19 protein-coding genes are annotated in these 17,662 nt (G+C 45.6%); 6 read left to right on the top strand and 13 right to left on the bottom strand.

What is annotated here, in order from left to right; all coding sequences use genetic code 11:
- Positions 1 to 69 precede the first annotated feature (69 nt).
- Positions 70 to 939 carry a glycerophosphodiester phosphodiesterase family protein gene (locus QMA01_RS12510; protein WP_290186927.1) on the top strand — a complete coding sequence of 290 codons (870 nt, stop codon included), beginning with the start codon at positions 70 to 72 and terminating at the stop codon, positions 937 to 939.
- Positions 940 to 952: 13 nt separating this feature from the next.
- Here the strand turns inward: QMA01_RS12510 and QMA01_RS12505 are convergent, their stop codons facing one another.
- A complete protein-coding gene (locus QMA01_RS12505) occupies positions 953 to 1,648 on the bottom strand; it encodes a type 1 glutamine amidotransferase domain-containing protein (RefSeq protein ID WP_290186928.1) in 696 nt (231 codons plus the stop codon).
- A 169-nt stretch (positions 1,649 to 1,817) separates the two neighbouring features.
- On the opposite strand from QMA01_RS12505, the gene QMA01_RS12500 reads away from it, so the two are divergent.
- Positions 1,818 to 2,921 (top strand): S-layer homology domain-containing protein, encoded by a 1,104-nt coding sequence (locus tag QMA01_RS12500; RefSeq protein ID WP_290215121.1) that lies wholly within the window; start codon positions 1,818 to 1,820, stop codon positions 2,919 to 2,921.
- A 29-nt stretch (positions 2,922 to 2,950) separates the two neighbouring features.
- Here QMA01_RS12500 and QMA01_RS12495 read toward each other — a convergent pair whose 3' ends face one another.
- Together QMA01_RS12495 and QMA01_RS12490 are read right to left on the bottom strand one after the other, a co-directional pair.
- A complete protein-coding gene (locus QMA01_RS12495) occupies positions 2,951 to 3,415 on the bottom strand; it encodes a YaiI/YqxD family protein (RefSeq protein WP_290186930.1) in 465 nt (154 codons plus the stop codon).
- Positions 3,408 to 3,986 (bottom strand): DUF1836 domain-containing protein, encoded by a 579-nt coding sequence (locus QMA01_RS12490; RefSeq protein WP_191715418.1) that lies wholly within the window; start codon positions 3,984 to 3,986, stop codon positions 3,408 to 3,410. Before QMA01_RS12490 ends, QMA01_RS12495 begins: the two co-directional genes overlap by 8 nt.
- 141 nt (positions 3,987 to 4,127) lie before the next feature.
- Here QMA01_RS12490 and trhA point away from each other — a divergent pair, with 141 nt between their 5' ends.
- Together trhA and QMA01_RS12480 are read left to right on the top strand one after the other, a co-directional pair.
- Positions 4,128 to 4,775, top strand: coding sequence for a PAQR family membrane homeostasis protein TrhA (trhA, locus tag QMA01_RS12485; RefSeq protein ID WP_290215120.1), 648 nt, complete (start codon positions 4,128 to 4,130; stop codon positions 4,773 to 4,775).
- Positions 4,776 to 5,145: 370 nt separating this feature from the next.
- Positions 5,146 to 5,925: a 2-keto-4-pentenoate hydratase gene (locus QMA01_RS12480; RefSeq protein WP_191715416.1), complete on the top strand. Its 780-nt coding sequence runs from the start codon at positions 5,146 to 5,148 to the stop codon at positions 5,923 to 5,925.
- A 50-nt stretch (positions 5,926 to 5,975) separates the two neighbouring features.
- On the opposite strand, the gene QMA01_RS12475 is transcribed toward QMA01_RS12480, so the two are convergent.
- The 7 genes from QMA01_RS12475 to QMA01_RS12445 all read right to left on the bottom strand — a co-directional run bounded on the left by QMA01_RS12475 (position 5,976) and on the right by QMA01_RS12445 (position 14,300).
- A complete protein-coding gene (locus tag QMA01_RS12475) occupies positions 5,976 to 7,148 on the bottom strand; it encodes an MFS transporter (protein ID WP_290215119.1) in 1,173 nt (390 codons plus the stop codon).
- On the bottom strand, positions 7,141 to 7,584 hold the full coding sequence (locus tag QMA01_RS12470) for a MarR family winged helix-turn-helix transcriptional regulator (RefSeq protein WP_290215118.1): 444 nt from the start codon (positions 7,582 to 7,584) through the stop codon (positions 7,141 to 7,143). Before QMA01_RS12470 ends, QMA01_RS12475 begins: the two co-directional genes overlap by 8 nt.
- Before the next feature lie 117 nt (positions 7,585 to 7,701).
- Positions 7,702 to 8,970 (bottom strand): acetyl-CoA hydrolase/transferase family protein, encoded by a 1,269-nt coding sequence (locus QMA01_RS12465; protein WP_290215117.1) that lies wholly within the window; start codon positions 8,968 to 8,970, stop codon positions 7,702 to 7,704.
- A gap of 114 nt (positions 8,971 to 9,084) precedes the next feature.
- Positions 9,085 to 9,297, bottom strand: a complete 213-nt coding sequence (locus QMA01_RS12460) for a hypothetical protein (protein WP_290215116.1) — start codon at positions 9,295 to 9,297, stop codon at positions 9,085 to 9,087.
- Complete coding sequence (locus QMA01_RS12455) at positions 9,278 to 9,964, bottom strand: hypothetical protein (protein ID WP_290215115.1); 687 nt, start codon at positions 9,962 to 9,964, stop codon at positions 9,278 to 9,280. Before QMA01_RS12455 ends, QMA01_RS12460 begins: the two co-directional genes overlap by 20 nt.
- 83 nt (positions 9,965 to 10,047) lie before the next feature.
- Positions 10,048 to 13,137, bottom strand: a complete 3,090-nt coding sequence (locus QMA01_RS12450; RefSeq protein WP_290215114.1) for an AAA family ATPase — start codon at positions 13,135 to 13,137, stop codon at positions 10,048 to 10,050.
- Positions 13,134 to 14,300: an exonuclease SbcCD subunit D gene (locus QMA01_RS12445; protein ID WP_290215113.1), complete on the bottom strand. Its 1,167-nt coding sequence runs from the start codon at positions 14,298 to 14,300 to the stop codon at positions 13,134 to 13,136. Before QMA01_RS12445 ends, QMA01_RS12450 begins: the two co-directional genes overlap by 4 nt.
- Positions 14,301 to 14,429: 129 nt before the next feature.
- Here QMA01_RS12445 and QMA01_RS12440 point away from each other — a divergent pair, with 129 nt between their 5' ends.
- Complete coding sequence (locus QMA01_RS12440; RefSeq protein WP_191715408.1) at positions 14,430 to 14,651, top strand: transcriptional regulator; 222 nt, start codon at positions 14,430 to 14,432, stop codon at positions 14,649 to 14,651.
- A gap of 54 nt (positions 14,652 to 14,705) precedes the next feature.
- Positions 14,706 to 15,146 carry a YtoQ family protein gene (locus QMA01_RS12435; RefSeq protein ID WP_191715600.1) on the top strand — a complete coding sequence of 147 codons (441 nt, stop codon included), beginning with the start codon at positions 14,706 to 14,708 and terminating at the stop codon, positions 15,144 to 15,146.
- Between the two features lie 200 nt (positions 15,147 to 15,346).
- Here QMA01_RS12435 and QMA01_RS12430 read toward each other — a convergent pair whose 3' ends face one another.
- The 3 genes from QMA01_RS12430 to QMA01_RS12420 form a co-directional block, all read right to left on the bottom strand.
- Entirely contained in the window at positions 15,347 to 15,655 is a 309-nt protein-coding gene (locus QMA01_RS12430) for a magnetosome magnetite crystal formation protein family (RefSeq protein ID WP_191715407.1), read from the bottom strand.
- Between the two features lie 69 nt (positions 15,656 to 15,724).
- Positions 15,725 to 16,708, bottom strand: a complete 984-nt coding sequence (locus QMA01_RS12425; protein ID WP_191715406.1) for a zinc-binding dehydrogenase — start codon at positions 16,706 to 16,708, stop codon at positions 15,725 to 15,727.
- A 5-nt stretch (positions 16,709 to 16,713) separates the two neighbouring features.
- Positions 16,714 to 17,646 (bottom strand): ArsA family ATPase, encoded by a 933-nt coding sequence (locus tag QMA01_RS12420; RefSeq protein ID WP_191715405.1) that lies wholly within the window; start codon positions 17,644 to 17,646, stop codon positions 16,714 to 16,716.
- Positions 17,647 to 17,662: the final 16 nt, after the last annotated feature.

The raw sequence follows: 17,662 nt of genomic DNA, 5'->3' as shown, positions 1-17,662 counted from the left end.
TTAAGCTTTGCAATAAACTTATGGAACGGAACCTTGTATACTGAAGAGGAATAGATAAGGAGGACGCTTATGGCAGTTAATCAGCAGCTACTTGGATGGCGATTAAGCAACTATAAGAGTTTTTATCAAGCTTTACAGGAAAAACTGCACCCCTTGACTCCCGTCGCCCATCGTGGTCTGTGGAATCCCGCGCCAGAGAATTCGCTCCCTTCCATTCAACATTGCATCGACCGCAAAGTCTATTTGATTGAATTGGACATGCGATTGACCAAGGACGGACACATTATTCTCATGCACGACGCTACTGTAGACCGGACGACGAACGGTACCGGAGAAATAGATCAGCTGACATTAAAAGAAATAAAAGAATTGTCGTTAAAAGAATTGAACGGCGGCCCCAATGCGAAAATTTCAACTGAAAAAGTGCCTACTCTTCTCGAAGTTCTGCCAATGATTAAAGGAAAAGCCATGATCAACGCCGACAAAGCTTGGGATTTACGGCACGAACTTTATGAACTGGTAGAGAAGCACGACCTCTTAGATCACTTCATGCTGAAAAGCGACAAACCGGTTGAGCAATTGAAGGACTTTTTTGAATCGAAACCACGAAACATGTGCTACATGCATAAACTGAATGACCAAAATCTTCATCAACTCGACCTGTTGCTCAATGAGATTTCGCCAATCGCAATCGAATTGATTTTTTATACAGAGGAGGATGAGGTGATTTCCGAAGCTGTCGTCAGCAAACTTAAAAACCAAACGAATTTATGGGGCAACGCCCTTGATTTTGCTGAAAACGCCCGGCGCTCGGATGCTCTTTCGCTATTAGACCCCGATAAAGGCTGGGGATGGTTCATCGACCGCGGCTTTAGCCTGATTCAGACCAATTATCCGCTGCAGTTCATGGACTATGCGGAAAAAAAATCAAATAAATGAACCCGGCTGTGTTTTAAGCCGGGTTCACTTCTGTCAGGAGTTCTTTTACTTTTTCGCCCACCTGGCTTGCGGAAGCCGGATTTTGCCCCGTCACCAACCGCCCTGATTCAATCACACAGGATGTGAACGGCACTTGAGAGATTTGAAATAAAGTTCCTTGTTCTTTCAAGTTTTGCTCCAGGGAAAAAGGAATATCGCGATACATTCCCATGATTTTTTCTTCAAAATCCGAAAAGCCGGTCACGACATGCCCCGCCAGTAAATTACGGCCATCAGATAAAGGAATGTTCAACAAAGCACTCGGTCCATGGCATACAGCAGCCACTACCCCACCTGCTTCGTAGATCGAGGCAGTCAGTTTCTGCAAGCTTGGGTTATTCGGAAAATCGATCATCGTACCATGGCCGCCGGTAAAATAAATAGCCGCATAATCATGTGCCTTTACCTGCTCTGGCGTCAGCGGTTTCTTCAGTTTGCCCATCAGCTCATCGTCCAAATAATAATGGCGCGTCTGCTTATGGACGACCGCTTCCATCAAACTGAGCGGGTCAATCGGCACGCGGTTGGAAGCGGTGCTAATGATATCCACGTCAAAATAATCTTTTATTTCATGGTAAAAATCAGTCATTTCCCGAAGCCACAGCCCCGTTTTTTTCCCCTTGATCCCAACATTGGCTTCATTCGTCACAACAATGAGGATTTTTTTCATATTCGTCTCCTTCCCACATCAGTTTAAAGTATTTTATCTTTTATTCCCCTTCTGGTAGAAAAATACTCTTAGAGCTCTTTTATACTCATTATTTTATTTTTTATAACATTTTATTGTTACTTTATACTTTTATTCGTGGTAAAATAAGATCAAATAGGGAGGGATAAATATGAAGACTTTATTGTCTTTAATTGCAGCTGCCATCCTGATGTTCAGTTCGTTTTTGTCTCCCGCCAAAGCGATTGTTTTGTTTGATGATGTCTTTGCCACTCACCCGTTCGCTTTTGAAATCGCTTATTTGTACGAAGAAGGAATCATCAATGGCTATCCGGATGGAACCTTCAGACCGAATGATCCTGTTACCCGTGCCCATGCTGTCGCCATGATCGGACGTGCCTTGAATCTGGACGACACCTCCCGTTCAACGGGGTTTAGAGATGTTCCCGCAAACCATCCGTTTTCCGGCTACATCGCTTCCGCTGTTGAAGAGGAAATCATTGTCGGTTTTCAGAATAACTATTTCCGTCCAAATTGGACTGTCACCCGAGCCCAGACTGTGACTATGCTGGACAGAGCTTTTTATTTCCCTGAAGCGCCGGACAATACTTTCCGGGACATGAGGGAAAACCATTTTGCTTTTGATGCCGTATCAAGGCTTGCTTATCAAGGAGTCGCACGTGGCTACCCGGACAATACTTTCCGCCCTGACACTCCGGTAACACGTGCTCAATTTTCTGCATTTCTCGCCCGTGCCATCGAACCTTCTTTCATTCCTGAAAAACAGGAATTATTGATGACAGCCAATGATATTCTGGCTGAACTGCAAGCGGAGGATTTCGGTGATGTCGCAGCTTATGTCAGCTCTACAGAGGGATTGACGTTCTGCCCTTACAGTGGTGGTTGCATCGACAGTGGCGGAGTGACTTTCACCAAGGCCCAACTTCCTAACTTCATGAATGATGCCAATGATTATTTATGGGGTTATCAGGACGGCAGCGGTTTTGAGATTAATTTGACGCCTGCTGAGTATTACGACGAATACTTGATGGATGCGGAATATACCACTAAAGAACGCTATGGACGCACCATCCAGCCAACTACACATGAATTTATTCACCGAGTGTACCCTGAAGCAACCATTGTCGAGTACTACTTTCCTGGAACTGATCAATATGACCAAATGGACTGGCAGAGCTTGAACATGGTATTCGAGAAGAACAGCAACGGTGACTGGGTATTGGTGGCGATCATTAATGACCGCTGGACCATTTAACCCAAAATAGACAAAGAAAGACCCGGCATTCAACTGCCGGGTCCTTTTTCATTTTCCTTACTTTGTTTCAACAGGACCGTTAAAGCCGCTGCGAATTTTTCATTGTCTTCGGGACGCCGTTTTTTCGGCCCTTTCATCCGGCCGCCGCCTTGCCGGATTTTTTTGGCGACATGTCGGCCATGGAGCAGTTGCTCGATGTTTTCATCTGAATAGACGCGGCCATTCTGATCGATTGGAATGCCTCTTTTTGCAAGCACCATAGCGGCAAGGCCGTAATCCTGGGTGACGACAATATCGCCTTTTTTGACCCGGTTGACCAGCACAAAGTCGACTGCATCCGCGCCTTTTGATACCGTGATGGTTTCTGCCCCTTCTCTGTGCATTTCATGGGAAGTGTCGCAAATCAAGATGACTGGAAGCCGGTAGCCTCTAGCCAAATCGATGGTTTGGGTGACCACCGGACAGCCATCTGCATCAATGAGAACTTTAACCATTCGTGTCCGCTCCTTTCGCCATCTCATCCACCAGTTTCTCCGCCGCTCTCCTGTAAAGATTGCTGGTATGAACCAATGATGCGATGAGCAGGACGCGCTCCAGTTCCTCCGATTCATCAGCACCCGCCACCTGTTCAGCAGCTTCTTCCGATTGGCGCTTTAAGCCTGCTTCGAAAATCTCTGCATTGCCTTGCTGAAGATTTAAGTAACTGCTGTAAAACTGCTCCAGATCCAACTCTTTTTGTGCCGCCTTTTCATTGATGCCATGCAGCACCTGCTTGACGTCATTGATCGATAATGCGCTTTTCATCTGATAAATCAAACTGATCAGCATAATGTGGTTGCGGCTGTATTTTTTGTTTTGGACCGGATAGAACAACTTCCCTTTGGCATAATTATTAATCATGGTCTTCGTCAGGATTTTTTCATCTGGATACCGTTTCGACTCGGCAAAACTGGTTTCGAATAATTGAATGACCTGATCGATATACAGATCGATCTTCGGAATGTCTTCCGGCAGAACCTGATTATGGAAAGCCATCGATTTGATGATTTCATCAGCTTTTCCCATGTACTTCCACGCTCCCTTGCGGTGTTTCATACTAGTTATTTTACCCCATTATCAAATTTTCTCCAAACTTGACTCCGTTTATCAATGCGAGTATCGTTATACATAGTTTCAATAACTACATAAAACGAGGAGCTGCTTTACATGACTGCTTATATCCGAGAACCTTTTAATGCATTGTCCCATTTAGCTGGAGCTGTTTTATCCCTCGCTGCACTTTTAGCGATGGTCATCAAAACCGCTTATGCCAATGCACCCGCTTTGCATGTAACAGCTGTCGCTATTTTCGGCATCAGTTTGATTTTATTGTATACGGCTTCCACCATTTATCATTCAGCCATTTCAGATCCGCACATCATCGCTTTTTTGCGAAAACTTGATCATTCCATGATCTTCGCGTTGATTGCAGGCTCTTATGCCCCATTTTGTCTGATCGCTTTAGGCGGAACGCTCGGCTGGACCTTATTCTCCCTTGTCGCCGTATTGGGAATAAGCGGCATTCTTTTTAAAATGGTCTGGTTCCATTCCCCTAGATGGCTGTCGACTGCCATTTACATCGCAATGGGCTGGATTATCATTTTCGCCGTAGTACCCTTGGCTGACAGCTTATCGTTAACAGGTTTGCTGCTGCTTGTGGCAGGCGGTGTTTCTTACACAGTCGGCGGAATCATTTATGGAATAAAACCCAATTTCCTGTCTTCCAAACACTTAGGTTTTCATGAGATCTTCCATCTCTTCATTCTTTTCGGAAGCCTTTGCCACTTCTTGTCTGTTTATTTTTATGTATTGTAAAAAGAAAAGCGGAAGCGGCCGTGTAGTTCTGACAAGCGCTGGAAGCTTTACTGGGAATGGCGTTCTTTGCCAGTCTTGGTAAAGCTGAAGCGACTCGAGGGACTGGGCGCTGGAGTCTGGACAATAAAGAAAAGCGGAAGCGCCTGTGTAGCTCTGACAGGGGTAAGACGGTCTGGCGAAGCGGCGTGTTTACAGCCGCACAGCCAGAGTGGCTTACATCCCGAAGAGCTGGGCGCTGGAGTCTGGACAATAAAGAAAAGCGGAAGCTGTCCAAGAGCAGAAGCCCAATAAAAATCAGCAACACGAAACATTCAAAATAAACTGTCAGAATGATATGATAAGAGGTATACCATCTGAGAGGGGCTTTCTTATGAAAAATCTGGATTCACAGCAAACTGATATGGCAACCGTTTTATATGAAGCCTACATCAACAGGCAAACAATTCCGAAAGAGCAAATTCCAGCCTCTTTGGAAAAGAACCAGGCTTATGCAATCCAGCATGCGGTTACGGATACTAAAACCCGGAATGGGCAAGAGGAATTAAGAGGCTATAAAATCAGCCTGACCAGCAAAGAAACACAGGACCTATTCCAATCGGAAACTCCTTTGTATGGTGCGCTGACTACTTCCGCTTTATCGGATGGCATCATTGAATTGGATTCGATGTCTTCTCCTTTAATTGAGATCGAATTGATTTTTATTGCGAAGGAAGACTTATCGGCAACGGACGATGTTCAGGCGCTTCTGGAGAAAACCCAAGTGGCACCTGGCATCGAAGTCCCCGATTCCCGATACGATGACTGGTTCCCAAAAATCAGCCTTGGGCAAGTAGTCGCAGACAGTGCAGTTGCAGGGAAAATCATCGTCGGCCAGCCACTGGATAGCATCAGCTACAGCCAGCTTGAGCGGCTGCCTGGCAAACTAAGCTTAAATGGAAAGGAAATTGCGGGAGACACTTCTGCTGAAGTCCTGGGTCATCCCGTAAATGCACTGCAATGGCTGGTCAAGGAATTGGATGGCCACGGGTTGACAGTAAAAAAAGGAATGGCCATTTCATCAGGCACTTTCATTTTGCCGAAGACGCTGGAAAGAGGTCTTTACGAAGCCAGCTACGGTGAGCTTGGATCGGTCACTTTAACAGTTAAATAACGATAAAAAAGGGTCCGCAAAGTTTTTGCGGACCTTTTTAGATTATTTTACTATCGGGCAGTTCTACGGTTTTTCGACATGATCCAGCTGTAATAAAAGACAATGAGGATTACAAAAATCCCCAGCATCAAGTACAAATTGGAATAACCTGCAACCCCTGCGATCAAGCCAAGCGAGACCGACCCAATAGCAATTCCGCTATCATAAAAAGCAAAAAAAGTTCCAGTGGCGTATCCGCTGCGATGTTTATCTGCAGCTTGTATGGCCAGAGTTTGAAAGCTTGGCAGCAAGGTTCCGTACCCAAGGCCCACTAACGCACCAGACAACAACAGCATCCATGAAGACGCAGTAAAGCTCAATGAGATAAGCCCTATTCCAAAGATGATAATGGATGGGATAATGACAATGCCTGGCCCCATGGTGTCAAATATTCTTCCGCTAAAAGGCCGGACAAGCAACATGGCGATGGCATAAACGACAAAGAAGAAACTGGCTGCCTTGATCAGTCCAAGCGACTCCGCATAAACCGAAATGAACGTCAGGATACTGGCATACGCAAACGAGATGAAAAAGCCGACGGTCGCAATCGGCATCGATTTTTTCTCCAGAAAATCATTGATTGTCAATTTGTGTTTTCCTTCTTTAACAAAAGATCCTTCATCCACTTGGACAGCTAAAGCACAAAAGAAACCAATGATCATAATAACTGACAGAATGATGAAAATGGCCTGTGACGATACATACGGCTGTAAGGACAATGCGATGAATGGGCCGGCCACCACCGCCAGATTCATTGCGATGCCATAATAGCCCAACCCTTCTCCACGCCGCTCCGGGGGAATAATATCAGCGGCAATCGCACCAGCTACAGTTGTCAGCAAACTGAACCAGATTCCCTGGAAAAAGCGCAGCAGCAAAAGCACAGTAAAGCTTCCGACAAATACATAGAGCACCGTGCTGACAGTGAAGAGAAAAAGAGAAAAGATTAAGATCTTCTTTTTCCCAAACTTCTCTAAAATCATTCCTGCAAAGAAACGCATGATAATGGCAGACAGCAAGAAGGCCGAAACAGCCAATCCCCCTTCTGTAGCTGTACCACCTAAATCGTTCAGCACATACAAGGGCGTAAATGTCAGCAATGCATAAAATACTACAAAAATAAAAAAGGTACTAACTGATATATTGATAAAACTTTTTGTCCAAATTGGTCTTTTTTCAGCCATTCTTTACATCCTTTTCTTCAGCACTTTCTAACCCTATTTTTTTCAATAGATGGAGCAACTGATCCTGTTCCTCATCGGAAAGCTTAGACAGTAATTTTTCTTCCACATGCCGAATCCGTTTTTCTATCTCCGGCACCTTCTGTTCAGCCAAAGAAGAAAGTTGGACGATCCTCTCGCGCTTATCAGTTCCTTCTCTCCGGTTTATCCAGCCGCTCTCTTCCAAGCGGACAATCGTTCTTGTCACAGTGGGAGCTTCCACATTCAAATACTGCCATATTTCTTTTTGTGTCATGGAACCGAATTGTTTCAGACAGAACAGAATCGACCATTGCGAACTGTACAGTTCGAATTCCTTTAAGGCGTCGTTCACTTCCTTGATCGACAGCCGGGATTTTTGATGAATTTCGTGGAATAATAATTTATTCAATAGTCTCACCCTCGCATTTAGTTACCTAGGTAAGTTTATACCCCTTTTCTTTTTCTGTAAAGAAAAGTATTTCGGTTTCTAAAATAAAAACCATTTCCTTTTTTAGAGGAAATGGTTTTGGTTCGATTAAATTAAAAGGCCGTGCTTCTTGGCATCGAACAATAATTCTTCACGGAATTTCGGATGTGCGATGGCAGCCAAACGTTTGACGCGTTCTGAAATGGAAACGCCATGCAAACGGGCTACCCCGTACTCAGTAACGATATTGTCCACGTCGTTTTTCCCTGTAGTCACTACGGAACCCGGCGTCAACTGCAGGTTAATCCGCGATATGGTATCATTTTTTGCCGTAGATGCCATGCAAATATAACCCTTGCCATTTTCAGCAAACCGGACACCGCGTGCAAAGTCAATTTGGCCGCCGCTAGAGGAATAATACTTGCCGCCGACTGTCTCGGAAGCACATTGGCCGTACAGATCCACTTCGGTTGTCGCATTGATGGATACGATGTTCTTTTCTTTGGCTATCTCCCGCGGATCATTGACCACGCTGACCGGCAGGAATTCGACAGCTGGGTTATCATCAATAAAATCATACAGATTTTTGGAGCCGAAAGCGAAAGTCGCAACAATCTTACCGGGGTTGGTGAACTTCCGTGAACCATCCACAGCGCCTGCAGCGACGAGCTTCGCAACGCCGTCCGGCAGCATTTCTGTATGAATCCCTAAATGGCGATGGTCTTTCAGCATGCTGATGACGGCGTTTGGAACAGCGCCAATGCCAATCTGCAACGTATCCCCGTCTTGAATGTCCTGAATGATCGTCGAAGCTATCAGCAGGTCTTTATCGCTGACTTCCGGAACTTTCTCTTCTGACAGCGGTGCATGATGCTCGACATACCCTGCAATCTGGCTGATATGAATTTGGTTGCGGCCATATGTCCGAGGCATGTGATCATTTACTTCTAAAATGAATGGCACTTTTCCAATAAATTCGGCAATGTAATCAGCCTGTGTTCCCAGCGTGAAATAGCCATGTTTATCCATCGGCGAAGCTACTGTCAAAACCATCGACATCTTAGTAACTTTTTGAAGCATGCGCGGCACTTCATGGAAATTGTTTGGAACGAGTTCCATCTTCGCCTGCTGATAAACTTTCCGTGTAGCACCGCTCAAGAAATAAGATACATGCCGCAATTGCTCTATTTCACCTTGAATGTATGAACGTGACCGCAAAGCCAGCATCTGGTGAATTTTCACTCCATCCAATTGCGCTGCATTTTCTTCCAATATATCCAATAACCGAACCGGTTCCCCATTGGCGATTGGAACGATCAGGTCTGCTTTCGACTCAATCAACTCGATGACTTCCTGTGGACTCAACTTTTTCGTCATTCTGTTACCTCCCGTATTGCTTCGTTATTCTACAACTTTACCATATATTACAGAGCCCATAATATTTGCTGAATTTCTGTGCAATTCCGTCTTTTTTTAGGCAAAGAAAAACCGTCAGCTTTTCTGACGGTTCCGATTTTTCACGGCAAAAACGATGCCTGACAAGCCAAATAAAGCCATAAGCCCCCATAGGACCATCAGAATAATGGACCCTATGCCATCGCTGCCTTCCATTACCGCTATCAGCTGCAAAGTAAAAAAAGCCAAACTGATCAGGGCGATTGCACCAAAGTAAATAAGCCGCGCTTTAAAACTGAAATGCTTCATTTTTTAAACCCCTTTGGTTTTCATTGGTTTTTTCCACACGGTTTTTTGTCCAAACTAGCGTAAATAACAAGAACAGCTCAAAAGCGTTGGTAACCGCTGAACTTTCCACTTCGATCGGCACAGCACTGCCGATCCCCATAACTACTGCACCAATCAACATCCATTTCCAGCCGATTTCTTTCCAAAGCACGATTCCGGTAAAAACAAGGACGATTGTCACCAGAAGAACCATTATCGGCGGTCCCGATGCAGTCTCTGCGGATACATAGCGCAATACGCCATACTGCTGCTCCGGAATAATTTCGAGGCCCCAAGTTTCGAGAACCAGTTCAATGACCATCAACGCCGCTGTATACAACAGAAATCCGTAAAAAACGATGTTTTTCTTTGCCCATCGGACACCAGCCTGATTTATGGCTCCCCAGCAGAACAACACCAATAACGGCGTAAAGAAAGCATGGCTCCAAAAACGCATGAGGTTTACTGTTTCCAGAAACGTTCCTTCTCCAATGGACTTGCCGATTGCAATGATGCCATTGTCATATATCAAACCGAACAGCACCAAGTATAAAAATGCTGTAAAGCTCCAGGTCCGCTGCTGCTTGAACCCCCATATCACCAAGAGAATGTAAGCGGCAGTGAAGAAAAAATAAAGCGCCGTATCCACTGTATCACCTTCCGTAATTTACCGATTACTCTTACCATTCACTTTTCAGGGGGGCTCTAAACGTCTGATTCCGGAACTTGGATTTATTTGAGGAGAAACTTCGTCCGGCTATAGCCTTCTTTTGATTTTTCAACTTCCAGTATGGCGGGAATTGCTGCCTTCAATTCCTGCACATGTGAAATGACACCGATCATGCGACCTGATTTCTGCAGATCAATCAAAGTTTCGATTGATTTATTGAGTGACTCTTCATCCAGTGAACCGAATCCTTCATCAATGAACATCGTATCAATCGAGACGTTGCCTTGGAAGCTCTGAATGACATCTGCCATCCCGAGTGCCAGGCACAGCGAAGCATTGAATTTTTCTCCACCCGACATGGTTTTCACGTCACGTGTCTGTCCTGTATAGGCATCATAGACATCCAAGCCCAACCCGCTTTGTTTGCCGCGTGCTTCCTGCCGGTCGCTGCGGATCAAATGGAACTGGCCATTGGAGAGATTCTTCAGCCGTTCATTGGCTGACAGGATAATCTGCTCCAAATATTCAATTTGCAAGTAGCGCTCAAACGAAATCTTCAAGCCATTCTGGCCCCGGATCATGTCATGAAGGTCCGCAATCCGGTTTAAAGCCTGCTCAGCTTCTACAGCTTTTTCAATCACTCCTTGAATGTTGGCAATCAGCCCCAATCCGGCTCTTTCAAAATCCTGTGAGCGGTTGCGTTCCACAAGTGCCTGCTCGTAGGCTTCTTTCAATTCCGATAACTCTGCTTCGGCCTGGCTCAAGTCTTTCAGTCTTTGGCCTGCCAACAGTCCCTCCAGTTCACTGACCTGCTGCAATAAAGTATGGCGAGCCTGATTAAACTCTACAATATCTTTTTTCAAGGCTGCAAATGCCGCATCTGCCAATTTCGCCTGCTGGTAGGATTCTTCAGAATCGAATGCCGATTTTATCAAAGCCTCTTCAAATTGCTGTTGCGCTTTTTCTCTCTTTTCTGCTATTTCTTCCGCTGTCGCTTTGGCATGCTGCACGGAAACCACTGCACTTGCCAATTGCTCCTTTGATGTTTGGAACTGCTCCTGGACATTGATCCAGCCCTGCTCCAGCTGCTGTTTTTTAGCAGAAGCTTGTTCGAGCTGTTGTTTCAGAACAGGCAACTCCCGCAGATTTTCAGGAACGGCAGCCAATTCATTTTCGAACACGGCTTTTGCTGCCTGGAAGGAAGATGAACGCTTCTGCACTTCCTCCTCCAACCCGCGTCTGTTCTGTTCCAATTGCTCTATTTTCCGGATACAGACAGCCACTTGTTCTTTGCATTTCCGCAACTCCTGTTTTCTTGCCTGCTGTTCTGTAATCAGCTCTGTTAACTGATCTTTCTCCTCTTCAAGGTGGCGCAGGTGTACTTCTGCCTGTTCCGCATCCACTTCCAGGCTGGCCAAATGCTTGCTCTGTTTCTTCAGCTGTTCATCCAAAGCAAAGAGCTGAGCAGACGCATTCCGGTAATCACCATCCACTTGATCAAAGGCGGACTTTGCCGATTCGACTTGTTCTTTTGATACTGTCTGCCCTGGCTTCAACTCCGTTCCCGGATGATCCAGGCTTCCACAGACAGGGCAGGCTTCCCCATCATGCAATTGGTCTGCAAGAATATGGGCCTGGTTGGCAAACCACTGAGCTTCCAGTCCACGATAAGCCGTATTTGCCTGTTCAAAATCCCTCTTCTTCGCTTCCTGGACAGCTTCCTGTTTTCGGCGTTGCTGTTTCAATAAAACGTATTCTGCAGCCACTCTGTGCTTTTCTGTGACGCTGGCCAGCTCCTGCTGCGTTTCATCAGCTGCTTCCAAAAAAATTTCCAGTTCAGCAATCTGTCCATCCAACTTCTGCTTCTCTTCTTTTTGGGCGTTGAACTCTTTTTCGGCCTGTTTAAGGTGAATTTCCGATTGCTCCGCTTCTTTCTCCAGAAGGGCCAACTTTTCTTTTTTATGGGCTAATTCCTTAATGGCGGGCAACAACTTTTCGAAATAAAGAACTTGTTCACGCAGTTTTTCCCGTTCTCCCTGAAGTTCCTGCTGTTCATTAAATGCCTGCTCAGCCGAGAGTTTTGCTTGCTCCGCCTGCATTTTTTTCCGGGTTGCAGTCTTCAGCAACTCCTTTTTCTCGTGTTCATTCGTGCGCAACTCATGGAACAGGTTTTCGATGCCCGTAATATAGCTGGCGCGTTCCGCCAATTGAAGCGTTTTTTCTTTTTCTGCATAGTGTGTTTGCTGCTGTTCAAGACGGTCAAGCTGATCTTTTTTCACTTCCAGCTCGCCAAAACGGTCGTTCCACTTCTTCGACTCATGATAAGCGCTCATTTTGTCGGCATGCAGTTGATAGACGGCCTGATACTTTTGTTCGTCCAGGCTGATCTTCTGTCTGTAATAAGCGGCCTCATTTTCCAATCCGGCAAGCACTTGATTGATATTCATATGCTCACGGCCCAACACTTCGAAAAGCTCCGAATCGCGATGCGGCAATGATGTCGCGATTCGCTGGATGTAAATATTCAGCTCCTGCTGTTCACGTTCAAACGTTTTTGCTGCTGCATCTTTCTTCTGCTTGAGGCGTTCGCTGATCAGCTTATACGGTTCCGTCTTAAAGATCTTGCGCAGAATCTCTTCTTTGTTGTCTGTCTCCGACGTCAGCAATTTACGGAATTCACCTTGCGGAAGCATGACGATTTGGCTGAATTGATTTTGTGTCAGTCCAATAACCTCTTCAACGCGGCGGTTGATCTCCGAAACGATCTGCCGTTCGACACAAGGTTTTTCTCCTTCTTCCGTGCGTTCAAAAAACTCATAGCGTTCCCCGGTTGCGCTTTTATTCCCTTTTTTCACATGGCCCATCTGGCGCAAAATGCGGTAGACCTTGCCGTGCATTTCGAATTCCATTTCAACACAGGTATGGCTGGCATCATCCGCAAAATCACTTCTCAGTATGCGCGACTCGCTGCGGTCGGACCCGCTCGCCGACCCGTACAGGGCAAAGCAGATGCCATCAAAGATGGTCGTCTTCCCTGAACCGGTGCTGCCTGAAATGACGAACAGCTGGTTTCCCTGTAAATCGGCAAAATCAATTTCTTCGGTATTTTTGTATGGACCGAATGCGGTCATTTTCAGTTTTAAGGGTTTCATGACTTCACCTCTTCTTTGCCGGCCGGTTCTTCATGCAGGAATTCCTGAAGTACATTTTTAAAAATGTCCGTGGTTTCAGCAGCCGCTTTTTCGCCTTTCACTTCTTCATAAAAAGCATGGAATAAAGACAATGAATCCATTTTCCTGCGCGAAACAGCTTCGCTTTGCAGCATGCTTCCTGAAAACTTTTTCCGCTCCACATGCATGGCATTCGGATAAACAGAGCGGACTTTTTCCATTGGAAACAACACAGGTGCCTCATCCAATAAAGTCACGAAAACAAAATCATCGCTGATTTCATGGCGCAGAATTTCCTCTATCGTTCCTTCGACGGTACGCATATTGCGCCTCGGCGAAAACAGCCGCTTGCTTACAGATACTTCTCCTGCCGCATCCATTTCAATAATGTGAAAACCCTTTTGGTGATGTTCTTCTGAAATTGAATATTTTAAAGGAGATCCCGAGTAACGGATGGTTTCATTCAACACATAATGGGCTTTGTGCAAATGGCCAAGTGCTGTGTAATGAAACCCTTTGAAATGGTGGGCATCAACGTGTTCCGCCCCTCCAATCGACAGCGGACGTTCAGAGTCACTGGTGTTCTCTTCCTGCTCCCCATGAGGCGTCACAAAAGCATGGCCGACAAAAACATGGCGAGCCTGCGGATCGTATAAAGATTTTATGTTTTCAGTAATGGCTTTCATCGCATCATTGTGGCTGCGGATCGCATCATCTTCAAATGCATAGCGAACCATCGATGGATCCGTATAGGGCACCAAATGAAAATGGACTTCCCCGAACTCATCGTTCAAAATAACAGCCTGATGTTCTTTATGGACATGGCCAGCGATATGGATTCCGTTCATCTTCATCACCCGGCTGCCGAAATTCAATCTCCCTGGGCTATCGTGGTTTCCGGCTACCGCCAATACCGGTGTCTTCAACTCCAAGACGATTTTCGCCAGCACTTCGTCCAATAAATTGACCGCATCGGTCGGCGGTACTGCACGGTCATACAAGTCTCCTGCAATAATGACCGCGTCGGGCTGTTCCTCTTTTATTGCATCTATAAATTGCGCCAGCACAAATTGCTGTTCTTCTGTCATATAGATTCCCTGCACAAGCTTGCCTAAATGCCAGTCGGCAGTATGAAAAAACTTCATCGTATTGCTCCTTTCTTCACGTTAAAAGAATATATGTTCGTTCCATTATACACGATACGGTCTACTTGTTTTTATCGAATGCATGTTCTATAATAAGAACAAATGTTCTTATTATAGGGAGGGTTAATCATGAAAGCACAAATCCTAAAAGCATTTAAATACCAGCAGCTTGTCGATATGATGTATATGGCCAATGATGGCAGCATCAGCAAACGCCGCGTCAAAATTTTAAAAGTCAGTGGAAACTCATTCCAGGCCTACTGCTTTCTTCGCCACAAGAAACGCACATTTAAAATGGATAATGTGCTTTCACTGATGCCCGTTACGCAGAAAGAGCGCCAGATCATTTAACCCTTCTATCTTACTATGATACACTGGAGGAAATGGCTTTTGGAGGGTGAAATGATGAGATTAACTGTTTATCTTGCCGGAGAAATCCACAGCACCTGGCGTGAAGAAATCAAGAAAAAATCAGCAGCTTTAGATTTGCCGATCGACTTTGTGGGGCCTATGGAAAATCATGGCCGCTCAGATGACATTGGTGAAGACATTCTTGGTCCACAGCATGATGCCGTCGCTAAAGACCATGCCGCTTCAAGCTTCAACAATTTGCGCACCGGCGTGCTGATGCACAAAGCAGATTTGGTCATCGCTCTTTTCGGCGAGCAGTACAAGCAATGGAATACGGCGATGGATGCCAGCACAGCACTTGCTTCAGGCAAGCCGGTCATCATTATCCGTCCAGAGAAGCTGCATCATCCATTAAAAGAATTGTCACGAAAAGCAAACGCCACAGTCGAAACCTGCGACCAGGCGATTAAAGCTCTAGCCTATATCCTCGAATAAAAAGAAACTTTAATCAGTAGGGACTTAATCCCCCACTGACCGTTAAAGCAGCATAAAAACAGCCACTTTCTCCCTAAAAATCCAAGGGAGCAGTGGCTGTTTTTTGTATGTAAGAAGAAATTTCGATTAGCGGGGATTCTTCATCCTCCACTGATTGTTAAGCTGAATAGACCAATAAAAAAAGCCCCAAAGGGCTTTTTTTATTGGTACCAGCTTCCGACAATCGGATAGTCGAACTGTTCATTGTTCAGAGCTCTGATAATCCCCATTATCGGAATGATGATGCCCATCAGCCCGAAGACAATCAACATCGGGATGCCGACAAGGAAAACGATCAACAAGCTAGAAATAAAAATCAGTACACCCAAGACTAATTGAAAAAGCAATGCCTGAATAGACAGCTTCTTCACTTCTTTGTCAGCAGAAATCAGAAAAACAATTACCGGGACAAGAAACGGAGCAAAAAACGCACTGGCGTGGACGAGTATTTTCAAACCTGTGTTTTCCATCACATAAACCTCCAGTCAAATCTTTCTTATACTTACTATACGGCTGGCTGACTGAAAAGTTTCAAATTTTTATTCACGAATGCGCAAAACGACTTTTCCAAACTGGCTGCCGGAAGCTAAATGATCAAACGCTTCCTGTGCCTGTTCCAAAGGAAATACTTTATCGATGACAGGCCGGAGCTGATTCGACTCCATGTGCGACAGCATGGCCCGCAGTTCTTCACGGCTTCCCATCGTTGAACCGAACAGCTGGTATTGCCCATAGAAGAATTTCCGCAAATTGAAATCGACATTGTCTTCAGTCGTCGCACCGAATATGACGATTCGGCCACCTTTTTTCAAAACATCGAGTGAACGGTTGAAAGTGGCTGCTCCTACACTGTCGATAACGAGATCCACAGTTTCACCCGCTAATTCTTCCGGCCAGTCGCTGTCTGTCGCAATGGCCAAATCAGCACCAATGTCTTTGGCATGCCGGCATTTTTCTTCGCTTCGTGACGTAACAATTACTCGCGCCCCCACACTTTTGGCGAATTGAATCAAAAATGTTGCGACTCCACTGCCGGCGCCCGGAATAAACAAGGTATCCCCTTTTTTCAATCGTCCTTTTGTAAACAAGGCACGGTAGCCCGTCAAGGCCGGCAAAGCCAGACTGCTTGCTTCTTCCCAACTCATGTAACGGGGTTTCTTTTCCACCTGCCCAGCAGATATGGCAATTTTCTCGGCAAATGTTCCATGGTCCGGCATGCCCAAAATATCAAATTCCGGAGGCGGTGCATCGCTATTGGCATGCCAACGCAAAGCAGGATTGATAATCACCTCATCCCCGTAAGCAAAGTCGGTTACACCTTCACCTACAGATTCGATTATGCCTGCTCCATCTGAGCCGATGATGAGGGCATCAGGCTTATCCCCGTATCGCTTGGGCAAGCCCAAATCTCTACGGTTAATGCCGGCAGCTCTTAAAGACACCACGACTTCACCGGGTTTCGCTTTAGGTTCTTCCATATCTTTCACTTTCAGTTCACCGGATTCGATTACGAATGCTCTCACTCCAGTCACCCTTCCTTAAAATATTCACTGAATAGCTCCAGCTGCGTCTTGTTGACAATGTCCTGCGAAAATAACGGGACACGGACCAGCTTTTGTTTCGGAAATGTCTCTGCGATCAACTGCAAGTATTTCTTCTCGTGCTTTTTCCGTTCCAATAAAAATTCACCATCTGCTTCTTCCGGCAATATTTTATTGATGATGAGTGTTTTGACATGCAGGTGATAGTTATGCAGAAGATCCAGCGCTTTTTTAGTTTCCAATATCGGGAGCCGTTCTGGATTCAATACAAAGATAAACCCTGTTACTTGTTCATCCAGCAGAAGATCCCGTGCTTTTGAAAACCGTTCCTGCCGTTCTCTCAGCACATCGTAGATGGGATCTTCTCTCGGTTCGCCGTCATTCAATAGCTGTGTGTAATTTTCATTGGTTTTTCGCCGTTTTTCCAATAGCCCTTCAATCCAGACCCCCATCAGTTCAGGCAGCGTCAACAGCCGGATCGTATGGCCAGTCGGAGCTGTATCAAATACCAGTTTATCGAAGTTTTGGCGTTCTTCCAAGATGATGTGGATCAACTTATCGAACAGGGCTGCTTCGTCTGCACCCGGGGACGCTTTGGCGGTATCCAATTGGCGGTTCACTTCTTCCATCATACTGGAATGGACCGTACCTTTGATATTGGCTTTCACCGTTTTGATATAATTATCCGTTTCAATTTCCGGATCGATTTCAAGAGCATACAGGTTATCGGCGATCGCTTTCGTTTTGCCGCCGATTTTCTGGTTGAAAATATCTCCCACATTATGTGCTGGGTCTGTCGAAATCAATAAGGTTTTATTGCCATCTTCCGCTGACTTCCAGGCTATGGCCGCAGCTGATGTCGATTTTCCAACGCCGCCTTTTCCTCCTACAAAAATGATGCTTTTTGACAGTACATCCATTCCATTCCCTCATTCC

It is taken from the genome of Planococcus notacanthi (assembly GCF_030407825.1).
GTDB classification, from domain to species: Bacteria; Bacillota; Bacilli; order Bacillales_A; family Planococcaceae; genus Planococcus; species Planococcus notacanthi.
This window is presented reverse-complemented; position numbering and strand designations above follow the sequence as displayed.